The sequence below is a fragment of the Pseudomonas sp. HY13-MNA-CIBAN-0226 genome, from assembly GCF_040310305.1.
Classification (GTDB): Bacteria; Pseudomonadota; Gammaproteobacteria; order Pseudomonadales; family Pseudomonadaceae; genus Aquipseudomonas; species Aquipseudomonas gregormendelii.
Window position 1 is genome coordinate 78,053 of sequence record NZ_JBEOPS010000014.1, and the last position, 13,911, is coordinate 91,963.

General features: G+C 62.9%; 11 protein-coding genes. 5 read left to right on the plus strand and 6 right to left on the minus strand.

Going from position 1 to position 13,911, the window contains the following annotated elements:
• Positions 1–22 precede the first annotated feature (22 nt).
• Complete coding sequence (locus AAEZ05_RS16730) at positions 23–601, plus strand: hypothetical protein (protein WP_350648123.1); 579 nt, start codon at positions 23–25, stop codon at positions 599–601.
• Between the two features lie 147 nt (positions 602–748).
• Here AAEZ05_RS16730 and AAEZ05_RS16735 read toward each other — a convergent pair whose 3' ends face one another.
• Entirely contained in the window at positions 749–1,645 is an 897-nt protein-coding gene (locus AAEZ05_RS16735) for a LysR family transcriptional regulator (RefSeq protein WP_045061276.1), read from the minus strand.
• Between the two features lie 202 nt (positions 1,646–1,847).
• On the opposite strand from AAEZ05_RS16735, the gene AAEZ05_RS16740 reads away from it, so the two are divergent.
• Together AAEZ05_RS16740 and AAEZ05_RS16745 are read left to right on the plus strand one after the other, a co-directional pair.
• Positions 1,848–2,867, plus strand: coding sequence for an alpha/beta hydrolase (locus tag AAEZ05_RS16740; RefSeq protein ID WP_045061275.1), 1,020 nt, complete (start codon positions 1,848–1,850; stop codon positions 2,865–2,867).
• A gap of 131 nt (positions 2,868–2,998) precedes the next feature.
• Positions 2,999–4,432: a mechanosensitive ion channel family protein gene (locus tag AAEZ05_RS16745; RefSeq protein ID WP_045061274.1), complete on the plus strand. Its 1,434-nt coding sequence runs from the start codon at positions 2,999–3,001 to the stop codon at positions 4,430–4,432.
• Positions 4,433–4,495: 63 nt separating this feature from the next.
• Here AAEZ05_RS16745 and ycaC read toward each other — a convergent pair whose 3' ends face one another.
• The 4 genes from ycaC to AAEZ05_RS16765 form a co-directional block, all read right to left on the minus strand.
• Positions 4,496–5,122: an isochorismate family cysteine hydrolase YcaC gene (ycaC, locus tag AAEZ05_RS16750; RefSeq protein WP_045061273.1), complete on the minus strand. Its 627-nt coding sequence runs from the start codon at positions 5,120–5,122 to the stop codon at positions 4,496–4,498.
• Between the two features lie 69 nt (positions 5,123–5,191).
• Entirely contained in the window at positions 5,192–7,030 is a 1,839-nt protein-coding gene (locus tag AAEZ05_RS16755) for an amidohydrolase (RefSeq protein WP_045061272.1), read from the minus strand.
• Entirely contained in the window at positions 7,027–7,638 is a 612-nt protein-coding gene (locus AAEZ05_RS16760; RefSeq protein WP_045061271.1) for an antibiotic biosynthesis monooxygenase, read from the minus strand. The genes AAEZ05_RS16755 and AAEZ05_RS16760 overlap by 4 nt, the downstream gene beginning before the upstream one ends.
• 265 nt (positions 7,639–7,903) lie before the next feature.
• Complete coding sequence (locus AAEZ05_RS16765; RefSeq protein WP_045061270.1) at positions 7,904–8,824, minus strand: LysR substrate-binding domain-containing protein; 921 nt, start codon at positions 8,822–8,824, stop codon at positions 7,904–7,906.
• Positions 8,825–8,969: 145 nt separating this feature from the next.
• Here AAEZ05_RS16765 and AAEZ05_RS16770 point away from each other — a divergent pair, with 145 nt between their 5' ends.
• Both AAEZ05_RS16770 and AAEZ05_RS16775 read left to right on the plus strand, forming a co-directional pair.
• Complete coding sequence (locus AAEZ05_RS16770) at positions 8,970–9,410, plus strand: helix-turn-helix domain-containing protein (RefSeq protein WP_045061269.1); 441 nt, start codon at positions 8,970–8,972, stop codon at positions 9,408–9,410.
• A 185-nt stretch (positions 9,411–9,595) separates the two neighbouring features.
• Complete coding sequence (locus AAEZ05_RS16775) at positions 9,596–12,394, plus strand: ATP-binding protein (protein WP_350648127.1); 2,799 nt, start codon at positions 9,596–9,598, stop codon at positions 12,392–12,394.
• On the opposite strand, the gene AAEZ05_RS16780 is transcribed toward AAEZ05_RS16775, so the two are convergent.
• Positions 12,368–13,843, minus strand: coding sequence for an ATP-binding protein (locus AAEZ05_RS16780; RefSeq protein ID WP_045061267.1), 1,476 nt, complete (start codon positions 13,841–13,843; stop codon positions 12,368–12,370). The genes AAEZ05_RS16775 and AAEZ05_RS16780 overlap by 27 nt on opposite strands.
• Between the last annotated feature and the right edge of the window lie 68 nt (positions 13,844–13,911).

Genomic DNA, 13,911 nt, shown 5'->3' on the forward strand with positions numbered 1-13,911 from the left:
CCACAACAAGACGGAGATCGATATGCACATGAAGAAGCTTTTGCTCGCAGTGGCTATTGGCGCAGTTCTGTCGGCATCGACTGTACTGGTTCCCGATGGATTGTCCGGGATGTCCAGCGCTCAGGCTAAGGATGGTGGTGGTGGCGGAGGAAGTGGTGGCGGCGGTGGCGGTGGCGGTGGCGGTAATGGTGGTGGCGGCAGTGGCGGAGGAAATGGCGGTGGTCATGGCGGCGGCAGCGGCGGCGGTAATGGTGGTGGCGGCAGTGGCGGAGGAAATGGCGGTGGTCATGGCGGCGGCAGCGGCGGCGGTAATGGCGGTGGCGGCAGCAGTGGCGGCAACGGCGGCAGTCATGGCGGCAGCGGCAGCGGCGGTAACAGTGGCAGCGGCCACAGCGGCAGCGACCATGGTTCGGGTCATTCCGGCAACTCCGCGTCATCCTCGTCCGGACGCAGTGGCACCCATAACGAGCCAGGTGACGACCACGGCGTACACCGCGCCGGCGAAGTAGGTGACGACCACGGCGTGCACCGCGCCGGCGAAGTAGGCGACGATCACGGCGTGCACGTCGGCGGCGAGCCAGGCGACGACAAACGGTCCTGATACCCACCCTCCCCCTGTGGGAGCGAGCCTGCTCGCGATGGTCGTCAACGATGACGCGGGAAACCTGAATGACCACGTCCTCCCGAAACGATCCTGCAATCCGTTGATCTTGTTTGCCCTACAGGAAAACAAGATCAACGCACCACCCTAGACAACCCCCTCGGCGCTATCCAGTCGCTCACGCAAAAACTCGATCAACGCCTGCACCGGCCTCGACCCCTGGCGATGCTGCGGATACACCGCCGACAACGTCAAAGCATCTGGACAAAACTCATCCAGCACCGGCACCAGCCTGCCCTCCCGCAACGCCGCACCGACGATAAAGGTCGGCAGATAGGTGATCCCCATCCCGGCAATCGCCGCATCCCTGAGCAACTCCCCGTTATTGACCCGCATGCGCCCGGTGACATTCACCGACAACGGCTTGCCCGGCCCCTCGAAGCGCCATTGCACCTGGCGACCGTGGCCGTAAGGCAGGCAATCATGGGCGTGCAACTCCTCCGGCCTGAGCGGCGTGCCGCGCTCCTCAAGGTACGCCGGGCTGGCGCAATATACGCGCCGGATCGAGGCGATACGCCGGGCAATCAGCGTCGAGTCTTCCAGTATCCCGATGCGCAGCGCCAGGTCGTAGCCCTCACCGAGCAGGTCCACGGGCCGGTCACTCAGGTCCACCTCGACCGTGACCTCGCGGTAGCGCTGCAGGAACAGCGGCAGCAAACACCCCAGGTGCGCCAGTGCAAAGGACAAGGGCGCACTCACGCGGATAGTGCCGCGTGGCTCCGTGGTCTGGCCGGCAATGCCCTGCTCCACCTGCTCGACCTCACCCAAAAGGCGCAGGGCCGACTCGTAGTAACTCTGACCCAGGGGCGTGACATCCAGGCGCCGGGTTGAACGGTTGAGCAACCGTACGCCCAGGCGCTCTTCGAGCTGCATCAACCGACGGCTGACGAACTGCTTGGACAAGCCCAATTGATCGGCCGCAGCCGTGAAGCTGCCGGAGTCCATGACCTGGCAGAAAATGCGCATATCTTCGAAAGGGTTCATTGTCACTTCCTGGTTGACAGTCAAACACTTTATAGCCGCTTTTTCCCTTTTTGACATCCTATTAATCTGTGCTCACCCCGGACATGCAGGCGCTGCCGGAGGCTCCGATCTTTTGATTCTGGGTCGTGAAAACCAGGATCAAAAGATCGCAGCCTTCGGCAGCTCCTACGGACCGTACCTACCAACGAAAAGGAATTACTTCATGAGCATCGTCACCCAATCCCTGACCGCTTCCCTCCTCGCCCTCGCCCTCGGTAATGCCTTCGCTGCGGGCAGCCCAGGCGTTGAACACAACACCCAGGCCTTTCTCGAAGCCCTCGCGGCAGGTGGCGGCAAGCCGCTCGAACAGTTGAGCCCCAAGGATGCCCGGGCAGTTCTGAGCGGCGCACAGAATTCGGTGAAGGTCGATGTGTCGGGTATCGCCGTCAGCGACCGGGCGATCAAGGTCGACGGGCAGACCATCAACCTGAAAATCGTTCGTCCGGAAAAGCTTAAAGGTGAGTTGCCGGTGTTCATGTTCTTCCACGGTGGCGGTTGGGTTTTGGGGGATTATCCAACTCACCAGCGACTGATCCGCGATCTCGTGGTGGGCTCCGGTGCCGTTGCGGTCTATGTCGACTACACGCCGTCCCCGGAAGCGCACTACCCGACCGCGATCAACCAGGCCTACGCGGCCACCCGCTGGGTCGCCGAGCACGGCAAGGACATCGGTGTCGACGGCAAACGCCTCGCCGTGGCGGGCAACAGCGTCGGCGGCAACATGGCGGCGGTCGTGGCCTTGATGGCAAAAGAACAGAAAGCACCGGCCCTGCGCTTCCAGCTGCTGATGTGGCCAGTAACCAACGCCGATTTCGACAGCGGCTCGTACCAGCAATTTGCCGAGGGCCACTTCCTGACCAAGGGCATGATGAACTGGTTCTGGGACAGCTACACCACCAACCCCGCTGAGCGCGCGCAGATCCACGCCTCGCCATTGCAGGCCAGCGCCGAACAGCTCAAGGGTCTGCCGGCCGCGCTGGTACAGACCGCCGAGTTCGACGTGCTGCGCGATGAAGGTGAAGCCTACGCCCGTCACCTGGACGCGGCCGGGGTGCCGGTCACGGCGGTGCGGTACAACGGGATGATTCATGACTTCGGTTTGTTGAACCCGCTGGGCCAGATCCCGGAGGTGCAAGCGGCGGTGCGGCAGGCGGCGCTGGAATTGAAGACTCATCTGAATTGAGGATGTACCTTCTGCGATGTTCGTAGGCGCCCGGCTTGCCGGCGATAGCGATCTGGAATACGCCATCGCCAGCAAGCCGGCGGCTACGAAAAGCGGTTTCGCATTATCAGTCCAGCCTTTCGGAGTTCTCCATGTCCTTTGTCCTCGCCCACCTGTTGTCCTTGAGTGCCTTGCTACTGGTCATCGACACCCTGCTCTGGCACATCGCGCCATTCAAGCATCGCGTGGTGCGTGTCGGGGTGCGCCTGGGGCTGTTCATGGGGTTCAGCGCGCTGATCATCAATGCCGGTGTCAGCCCGTTGCAGGCTCCGTTGTTTGCTGACGATAGCGTGCTGCAGTTGGGCGCAACGGCCCTGGGTATTCTCTGGTGGCTATACGCGGCGCGGGTGTTGACCGAGGTCATCGGCCTGGTGCTGGTGCGGCGCATCGGCCACAGCGGACGGTTGCTGCAGGACGTGATCGGCGCCCTGGTGTTCCTGATCGCCATCGTCGCAGCGGCGGGCTATGTGCTGGAGCTGCCGGTGAAAGGCTTGCTGGCGACTTCCGGGGTGGTGGCAATCGTAGTCGGCCTGGCGTTGCAAAGCACCTTGAGCGATGTGTTCTCCGGGATCGTGCTCAACACCACCAAACCCTATCAGGTCGATGACTGGATCATGATCGACGGCGTGGAAGGCAAGGTGCTCGATATCGACTGGCGCGCCACCCACCTGTTGACCAGTGCTGGCAGCACGGCAGTAGTGCCGAACTCGGTGGCGGCGAAGGCGAAAATCGTCAACTTGAGCCGGCCGGGCAACATGCACGGCGTGTCGATCAGCATCCAGGTGCCCAATCATATCCGTCCGCGCCGCGTGCTGGATGCCCTGGATCGCACCCTGCAAGGCAGCAGCAGCCTGCTGCTCAATCCGGCGCCGAAAGCCGTGCTCAAGGAAGCTGGCGAATCCATGTCGGAGTACGTCGCCAGCGGCTTCATTGCCGAGTTGGGCAAGAAGAGTGAGGTGCGCAACCAACTGTTCGACCTGGCTCATCGACACCTTGAGGCGGCGGGGATTTCCCGTCAGCTCGACGGCGTGATCGAACCCACTACCCGGGCCCGGGCGTTGCTGGATGAAGTCAAAGTCTTCCGCTCCCTGAGTGACGCAGAACGCGACGAAATGGCACGTTCGATGGTTGCGCAGCAATACGCCGCAGGTCAGGTGGTACTGGAACTGGGCGATGTGCCGGACAGCCTGATGGTGATTGCCACCGGTGTCGTCAGTGCCAGCGTACCCGATGGCAGTGAGCACACCGAAGCCGGGCGCATGGGCCCGAGCGAGGTGATGGGCGAGCAGAGCATCCTCACGGACTCACCGTCCCAGGCCACGTTCACCACGTTGACTTCGTGCATCATTTACCGGATCGACAAGTCCCTGGCCCGCCAATGCATGGAGGCGCGTGTGGAAGTGGGTCAGGCGTTGAATAAATTGCAGGCGGTGCGCCAGCAGAACAGCCGATTGGCGCTGATGGCCAAGCCGGCGCCAATCCGCAAAGGCGGGTTTCTGGGGTGGTTGCAAAAACGTCAAGGCTGACGCAAGAAACAGTGGAAGCGGGGTTGCCCGCTCCCACAGGCAATCGGTGTTGGCTGAAAATGCTTACTTCGAGCTCAGCACCGAATAGCTGTTCATCAGGTTGCGGTAGTTGGGAATGCGCGGCGACAGCAGGTTGGCCAGGCCTTCCATGTCGTTGCGCCAGTCACCCTGCAGCTCACAAGCCACCGAGAACCAGTTGACCAGTTGCGCGCCAGCGGCAGCCATGCGGGCCCAGGCGGCTTGCTGGACGGTTTCGTTGAAAGTGCCGGAAGCGTCGGTCACCACGAACACTTCAAAACCTTCCGCCAGCGCCGAGAGCGTCGGGAAAGTCACGCAAACATCGGTCACGACGCCGGCGATGATCAGTTGCTTGCGCCCGGTGGCCTTGACCGCCTTGACGAAGTCTTCGTTATCCCACGCATTGATCTGGCCAGGACGAGGAATGTACGGCGCGTCCGGAAATTGCTCCTTGAGCTCTGGAACCATCGGGCCGTTCGGGCCATTCTCGAAGCTGGTGGTGAGGATGGTCGGCAGTTTGAAGAACTTGGCCACGTCGCCCAGGGCCAGCACGTTGTTCTTGAACTCGTTCGGCGAGAAATCCTGGACCAGCGAGATCAGACCGGTCTGGTGGTCGACCAGCAGCACCACGGCGTCATCTTTGTTCAGGCGCTTGTAGGGAACATTGCTCATGTGAAACTCCTCGTTGGATGGGCATTACGTGCCGCGTCGAAGGGGAATTCGGCGCAGCGTGGATAGTCGTCAGAACGCGAAACACGAGCAGCCGAAGGCGCCCCAGAAGCCGGCAAAATCACTCACCGGAGCGTTCGACAAACGCGCCCGGTCGTGGCTATGGGCATGCACGCCACAGGGTCCGCTGCAGTGATGCACCTGGGCCTGGATTGGCGAGGTCGGGCGCCAGTGGCCGGGGACCTTAACCACCGGAGACCAGTCGGGCAGCACCGGCACGCTCGCCGGGCCAAGTTTTTCAAAGTCACCGGCGGCATACACCACCTTGCCGCCGACCACGGTCAACACCGACTCGATCCACTTGATGGCTTCTTCATCAACGCTGAAAAAATCCGCACTCAGGGCGGCCAGGTCAGCCAGTTGGCCGACCTTGATCATGCCTTTCTTGCCCTGCTCGGAGGAGAACCAGGCGCTGCCATGGGTGAACAGTTCGAGCGCGGTCTGCCGGGAGAGGCCTTCGCTGTGCAACTCCAGGCCACCGACGGTGCGACCGCTGACCATCCAGTACAGGGAGGTCCAGGGGTTGTAGCTGGACACCCGCGTCGCGTCGGTGCCGGCGCCGACCGGTACGCCTTCAGCGAGCATGCGTTTGATCGGCGGCGTGGCTTCGGCGGCTTTGGCACCGTAACGCTCGACGAAATACTCGCCCTGAAAGGCCATGCGATCCTGAATCGCAATACCGCCGCCCAGCGCCCTCACCCGCTCGATGTTGTGCGGGGTAATCGTTTCGGCGTGATCGAAGAACCATGGCAAGCCGTTGAATGGAATGTCGCGGTTGACCTTCTCGAACACGTCGAGCATGCGGCTGATGGATTCGTTGTAGGTGGCGTGCAGACGAAACGGCCAGCGTTGCTCGACGAGGTGGCGTACCACCGGCTCGAGTTCATCTTCCATGGTCTGCGACAGGTCCGGACGCGGCTCGAGAAAGTCCTCGAAGTCGGCTGCCGAAAACACCAGCATCTCACCGGCACCGTTGTGTCGCAGGAAGTCGTCGCCCTGGTGCAGGGTCACGCTGCTGGTCCAGTTCTTGAAGTCGGTGAGTTCTTCCTTGGGCTTCTGGGTGAAGAGGTTGTAGGCGATGCGGATGGTCAGTTGCTGATCCTTCGCCAACTGCTCGATCACCTGATAGTCGTCCGGGTAATTCTGGAAACCGCCGCCGGCATCGATCGCGCTGGTCAGGCCGAGGCGGTTGAGTTCGCGCATGAACTGGCGAGTCGAGTTGACCTGATACTCCAGCGGCAGCTTCGGGCCCTTGGCAAGGGTCGAGTAAAGGATCATCGCATTGGGACGCGCCACCAGCATGCCGGTCGGCTCACCGTTGGCATCCCGGACAATCTCGCCACCTGGCGGATTCGGCGTATTGCGGGTGTAGCCGGCCACTCGCAGGGCGGCACGGTTGAGCAAGGCGCGGTCGTACAGGTGCAGCACGAACACTGGCGTGTCCGGCGCGGCCTGGTTGAGTTCTTCCAGGGTCGGCATGCGCTTCTCGGCGAACTGGAATTCGTTCCAGCCGCCCACCACCCGGACCCACTGCGGGGTCGGTGTACGGTCCGCCTGCTCCTTGAGCATGCGCAAGGCATCGGCCACCGAGGGCACGCCTTCCCAACGCAGCTCAAGGTTGTAGTTCAGGCCACCACGGATCAGGTGCAGGTGCGAGTCGTTGAGCCCCGGAATGACGCAGCGGCCCTTGAGATCGACGACCTGGGTGTGTGCACCGCGCAGGGCCATGGCCTGGGCATCGGTGCCGACAGCGATGAAACGGCCTTCGCTGATGGCCACGGCACTGGCGCGCGGGTTCTCCCGGTCGACGGTATGAAATTGGCCGTTGAACAGAATCAGATCGGCGTTCATGGGTTTTCCTTGGGCTCGGAGGTGGGAGACAGCCAAGGCGCGAACAGCCGCGTCGCCATCGGCATGAACAGGTACACCACCGAGACGACGATGGTGAGGGTGATCAGGAACGTGGCCACCACGTAGTTGGAGAGCAAGGGGTGGAGTTGCAGCAGTGGCCCCCAGATCAATGGCACCAGCAGGGTGTGCGGCAGAATGACCAGCAACGTCACCACGGCCTGCTTCCAGCGTGGCGGTGGTGGTGAGGCGGCGTCGGCCTGGGTGAACCAGAATTCGTTGACCGGGTTGACCTCGGTCTGGTCACCGTCTGCCAGCATGGGCGTGGCTTCGTTGACCAGCGCCCGCCGTTGCGGCGAATCGAGCCAGCGCTGCATGGCTTCGGTGGAGCAGAAGCGCAACACGCAGGTGTACAGGTCAAGACCGGCGTTCTTGCCGCGCATCACGTCCACGCCCAGATGCCCATCCTGCTGTCCGGCGATAGTGACGATGTTGCGCAACCAGGCTTCGTAGGGCACTTCAAAACCGGCCTTGACCCGGTGTTTGATCACCAGGGTCACGACTTCTTCGAAGCCGCGCACGGGAGTGTGACGTGTGGTGGGTTCAGACATGGCGCAAAGCTCCGCACAATCGACCATTGAACGCCAGATGTCCTGGCCGGCAATAAGAGAATAGTGCAGGGAGTTTTGCGCAGGGAATTGGATGTATGTGCTGTTCTCGCTTGCTGAGCTCGACCAGCGAAAATCCGCTGTGGGAGCGGGCTTGCTCACTAAGGAGCCGGTACCTTCAACATTTGTTCAACTGCCCCACCGCTATCGCGAGCAGGCTCGCTCCCACCCTGGTCCCGTGTCACGCGAAGATTCCAGGGGTATGGGGTTAAGCCTCTATTGGAAGCGGACGGGACATGAAGTCGCTGATCCGCGAGCGCAGCCAGCGTTCTGCCGGATCGTTATCGTGCACCCCGCTCCAGGCCATGGAGAGCTGCGCCGCCTCGATCGGGAATGGCGGGTCCTCGGCGCGCAGGGCGCAGCCTTCGACCAGTGCGCAGGCCGCGTAATCCGGAACGGTTGCAATCATTTCGGTACCGGCCAGCAAGGCGCGCAGGCCGCTGAATTGCGGCACGCCCAGAACCACCCGACGATTGCGGCCAATCTTGGCCAGGTCCAGGTCAATGTTGCCGCTCAGGTCCCCGGAAAACGAGACCATGGCATGAGGCCGCTCGCAGTACTCATCCAGGGTCAGCGCGCCCGGCCGTTTGTCTGCACGCAGCACTTTGCAGGGAATATCACGCAGGGTCTTGCGCTTGGCGTTGGCCGGCAGATCCGTGGTGTAGCTGACCCCGACGGAGATTTCACCTGAGGCCAGCAGCGCCGGCATCAACAGGTAATTCGCCCGGCGTACCACCACGATGATGCCTGGCGCCTCCTCGCGAAGGCGCGTCAGCAGTGACGGAAACAAGCCAAACTCGGCATCGTCCGACAGGCCGATGCGAAACACATCGCAGCTGCTCGCCGGATCGAACTCCTTGGCTCGGCTGACCGCGCCAGAGATGGTGTCCATCGCCGGTTGCAGCTCTTTGAGAATCGCCAGCGCGCGGGCGGTGGGCTCCATGCTCCGGCCGTTGCGCAGCAACAACGGATCATCGAACAGGTCGCGCAACCGCCCCAGTGCGGCACTCACCGCCGGCTGCCCCATGAACAGTTTTTCAGCGACGCGAGTCAGGTTCTTTTCGAACATCAAGGCCTCGAAAATCACCAGCAGGTTCATATCGACTCGGCGCAGATCGTTACGGTTCATGGGTCACGATTCCCTGAAGTGTGAACTCCCGATTGTGGCTGATTTTTTTCCAGGCTGCCTGGTGTTAACACGCAATTAACAACGATTAACTCGCCACGCAGAGCCTCCCGTCCAAGAATGCGGTGTACCAACACGGATATTGCTTATGGCTCAATCTCAGCAAACTATCGCCTGCGTGCCCGTCGTCGAACCGCGCAAGAAGAATACTGGCGGCCTGATCCCGTGGCGTGAAAGCCTGGCCAAGCGGTTGATCCTCGACCGTTTGAGCGAGACCGTCGAAGTCGCCGACCTGGCGCGTGCATGCGCCCTGTCGCGCAGCCATTTCTCCCGCGCGTTCAAGTGCAGCACCGGTTTATCACCCCAGGACTGGATTCGCCAGCAACGCCTCGCCCGCGCCAAGCAACTGATCCAGAGCACCGACATGACACTGACGCAAATCAGCCTGGAATGCGGCTTCTGCGACCAGGCGCATTTTTGCCATATCTTCACCCGCAGCGAGGGCATCAATCCGTTCGCGTGGCGATGCCGGATGGTGCGTTCCCTGACCAACCTCAAGCCTGGAGCAATGCCGGTCTGTCAGGGTTGAGCCGCTCGTTGCGAGTCTCGGTCACGCCATAGAGTGTCCGAATCGAATCGCGATGGCGTCGAGTTAAACGCCGTTAATTCTGCACCGCAAAGCGCACTCGCCCGGCGTACCGTTGCGTTGACGCGCAAACCTCTGGAATATGCTCGCAAACTGCGTACCAGACGCACGCAAGCAGGAGTGAGCGCGTGACCCTTTCCCCCGAACTGGCCATCCATTTCGGCCCCTACCGGATCTACCCCGGCCAGCGCCTGGTGCTGGAGGGCGACCAGCCTTTGCGGCTGGGCCGGCGCGCCCTGGATATCCTGTTGATCCTGCTGCAACACGCCGGCAACGTGGTCAGCAAGCAGGTGTTGATCGCCGGGGTGTGGCCCGACAGCGTGGTGGAAGACATCAACCTGCGGGTCCATATGGCTGCGTTGCGCAAAGCCCTGGGCGACGGCCAGACCGGGCAGCGCTACATCATCACGGTTGCGCAGCGTGGCTATAGCTTTGTCGCGCCCTATTCGATGCAGGCCTTCGAGCAACATCCGGCGCCTGCCGCAGTCGAACGCAGCCGCCACAACCTGCCCGTGCGGCGCACCCGCCTGATCGGTCGCCAAGCTCTGGTCGAGCGCCTGGTGACACAACTGTCGCGCCAGCGTTTTATCACCCTCGTCGGCCCCGGCGGCATCGGCAAGACCACCGTCGCCCTGCGCGTCGCCGAGCAATTGATCGGGCAATACCGCGATGGCATTCGCCTGCTGGACCTGGCGCCGATAAACGACCCTTCGATGATCACCACGCACCTGGCCACCCTGCTCGACCTGTCCGTGCACGACACCGAGCCAATGGGCAGCCTGGTGAACTTCCTGAGCGAGCGGCAGATGCTGTTGGTGATCGACAACTGCGAACACCTGGTCGACGCCGTTGCCCTGCTCTGCGAAAACATTCTGCGTGGTGCGCCCAACGTGCACATCCTGGCCACCAGCCGCGAGGGCCTGCGGGCCGAGGGCGAGTTCGTGCAGCGCCTGGAGTCGCTGGACTGCCCGCCGCCCTCCACGGTGCTGGACCGCGCCCAGGCGCTGAGCTTTTCCGCGCTGCAACTGTTCGTCGAACGGGCCATGGCCAGCCACGACAGTTTCGAGCTGCACGATGCGCAATTGCCGGTGCTGGTCGAAATTTGCCAACGACTCGACGGCATCCCGCTGGCTATTGAACTGGCAGCGGCGCAGGTTGGCCGCTTTGGCTTGAGCGGCCTGCTGACCCAGCTGCAGGGCAGTTTTCGCCTCCTGGCCCACGGCAGTGACCTGACCCTGGCCCGCCATCAGACCTTGCGCGCCACCCTGGACTGGAGCTTTGAACTGTTAAGCCCCTGCGAGCAGGTGTGCCTGCGCCGACTCGGCGTATTTCGCGGCGGCTTCACCCTGGCCTCAGCCGCAGCGGTGATCGTGGGCGAACACATCGAGCCCGATGAAGTGTTTGCTTCGATCACCCAACTGGTGGCCAAGTCATTGCTCAACGTGGAAGTCGGCGACGAAGAGGTGTTCTACCGCCTGCTCGATCTCACCCGCGGCTATGCCCTGGAAAAACTCGAACAGGCCGGTGATCTGCTGGACACCCGCGCCCGGCACGGCGCACGGTGCCTGGCCCTGATGCAACAGGCCCGGACCGACTGGGAGTTGATTCCGACCAACCGGTGGATCGAGCGCTATGCCCGCAGCCTGGCGGACATCCGCTGCGCCCTCGATTGGGGGTTGCATGCCGCCGGCCCGCAGGCGCTGGCGATCACCCTGGCGGCGGCTTCCACGCCACTGTGGCAGGAGCTGTCACTGCTCAAGGAACACGGCGCCTACGTGCGCAAGGCGCTGGCATTGCTCGACGTAGAACCGCAGCCCTGCCCGCAACTGAAGATGAGCCTCAACCTTGCACTCGGCAGTTCCGGCTATCACACCCAGGGCGGCACTGCCGAGACCATCGAAGCGTTCGTCAGCGCCAGGAACCTGGCCAGGGCGAGCAATGACGTGGCCGGGGAATTGCGCGCGGTATCGGGGTACATGGCGGTCAACCTCAGTTGCGGCAATTATCAGATGGCCCTGGAGCAAAGCCAGCAATTCGACCGTCTCGGCCGCCACGGTGACCCGCTGCTGGACTTGAGCGCGCACCGCCTGCGGGTGCTCGCCCTGCACTTCGTGGGCAATCAGCGCATGGCCCGGGTCAACGCCGAAGAGGTGATCCAGCGCATGGCCCAGAGCGGGCACCTCAACCGTTTCACTCATGGTTTTGGCGTGCAATACGACCAGAGCGTGGCGGCGCTGACGATTCTGGCGCGCATCCTCTGGGTCCAGGGTCAGCCCGAACAAGCCTGGCGTTCGGCCCGGCAGGCGCTGGACGTAGCGCTGCAGATCAATCACGGCACGTCCATCTGCTACACCCTGGCGCTCGCCGGCTGCCTGATCGCGCACTACAACGGCGATACCTGCAGCGCCCGTGAACTGTTGCAACTGCTGCTGCAGCAAGCGCAGAAACACTCGGTGCTGCTGTTCTACAACTGGGCGCGCGAGTATGCGCAGGTGATCGCCCCCGACGTAGCACCGACTGGAGCGCCGGCAGGTTCCGGGTTGATCCGCGAGATCATGCTCACGCTGGATGCCGGGCTGATCGATGAAGCACTGGTGCTGCGGGCGGAGACCGGGATGGCCGGTTGGTGTACGGCGGAAATCATGCGCGCCAGGGCTGGTACCTTGCTGGTGGGCAATGATTCAGACGAAGCGGCGCGCGAGGTCGAGGCGCTACTGATCAGGGCGCTGAATGTGGCGAGAAACCAGGGCGCCCTGGCCTGGGAACTGCGCAGCGCCACCGCCCTGGCGCAACTCTGGCAGCGTCTGGGACGACCGCTGCAGGCGCAGGAACTGCTCGCGCCCGTTTACGCGCGTTTCACCGAGGGCTTCGCCACACCGGACCTGCAAAAAGCGCGACGTCTACTCGACAACCTCCAGCACGCTTGACTCACGCCGGGCGCGGCGGATGTGATGGCCGTAGCGCACCTCGAACAAGCGCAGGCAACCGCTGTGCGCAAGCTTCTCCAGCGCATAGCTGCGAGTAGTGTGCAGCAAGCGATACCGCGCGCTGCCGTTGACCTGTTCCAGCGACAGCAGCGATTTGGCCACCAGCCCCTCCAGCAGCGTCAGCAATTGCGCGGGACGCAGCACCGCGCAGCTGATCACGCCGATGGCCGCCTCCAGGGTGAACGACATCTTGAACACGGCCAGGCGCTGCAGCACCGTCTGCTCGCGGTTGCTGAGCTTGTCGTAGCTCCAGTCCAGAGCCGCCTTGAGGGTCTGATGGCGCGGCACCGCAGTACGCCGGCCCTGGGTCAACAGCTGGAAGCAATTGTCGAGCTGGGCCTGCAATCCCACCAACGCCAAGGCATCGATTTGCGCCGCAGCGAGTTCAATGGCCAGGGGCAAACCATCCAGGCGGCGACAGATTTCACGCAAGGCCTTGAGGTCTTGTTCGCGCAGGGCAAAACCTTGCTGACGCGCCCGCGCCCGGCTGACAAACAACTGCACCGCCGAATAGCCCATCACCTGCTCGACGCTGTGCAGCGCGGACACCGGTGGAACGACCAGTGGTGCCACGCGCTGGACGGTTTCACCGGCGGCCTGCAGGGGTTCGCGACTGGTGACCAGGATCGATAACCGTGGTGCGCCCAGTAGCAGCGCCTCGACCAGGTGACGACAGCGTTCGAGCACGTGCTCGCAGTTATCCAGCACCAGCAGGGCATGCCGCGCCTTTAGCGCCTCGAGGGTCGAGCCAACTTCCAGACCAAGGCTTTGCAGCACATGATCGACCACTCGCGTCGGATCATCGAGGGTGGAAAAATCCACCCGCCACACGCCGTCCCGATAGTGCTGCAACAACAGCTCGGCCACCCGCAGCGCGACCGTGGTCTTGCCAATGCCGCCGGGGCCGACAAGCGTCAGCTGACGCCGGACCGGCAACTGCCGCACCAGGCTGCCGACCACCGAGTCCCGGCCGGTTACCGGGGTCAGCCGGGCGGGCAAGTTGTGCTGGGGTGGCAGGCAAGTTTCAAGGGCAACTAGCGTGCTCGCCGGCCCCTGCACCACTGGCGCGACAAAACAGTAGCCCTTCTGGGGAACATTGATGATGTAGCTCAGGCCGTTCTGCCCATCGCCCAGGGCCCGGCGCAAGGCGGCAATGTGCACCCGCAGGTTAATTTCCTCGACCACCGAAGTGGGCCACACCCGGGCGATCAACTGCTCTTTGCTCACCACTGTGCCCGCTTGCTCGACCAGTAGCTGCAGGAGGTCCAGGGCGCGACCGCCCATGCGCAGCGCCACCTCGCCGTCCAGGATCAGGCGTTGTTGCAGGTAGAAGGCATAGGGCCCGAAGTGCAGCACCGTATCGCTGTGCAAATCTCTGAGACTGTTCATGCCGTTTACATGCTGAAACCCGACCCTGCGGATTCCCGCATCTCCAGTGCAATTAGTTCTCATCTATC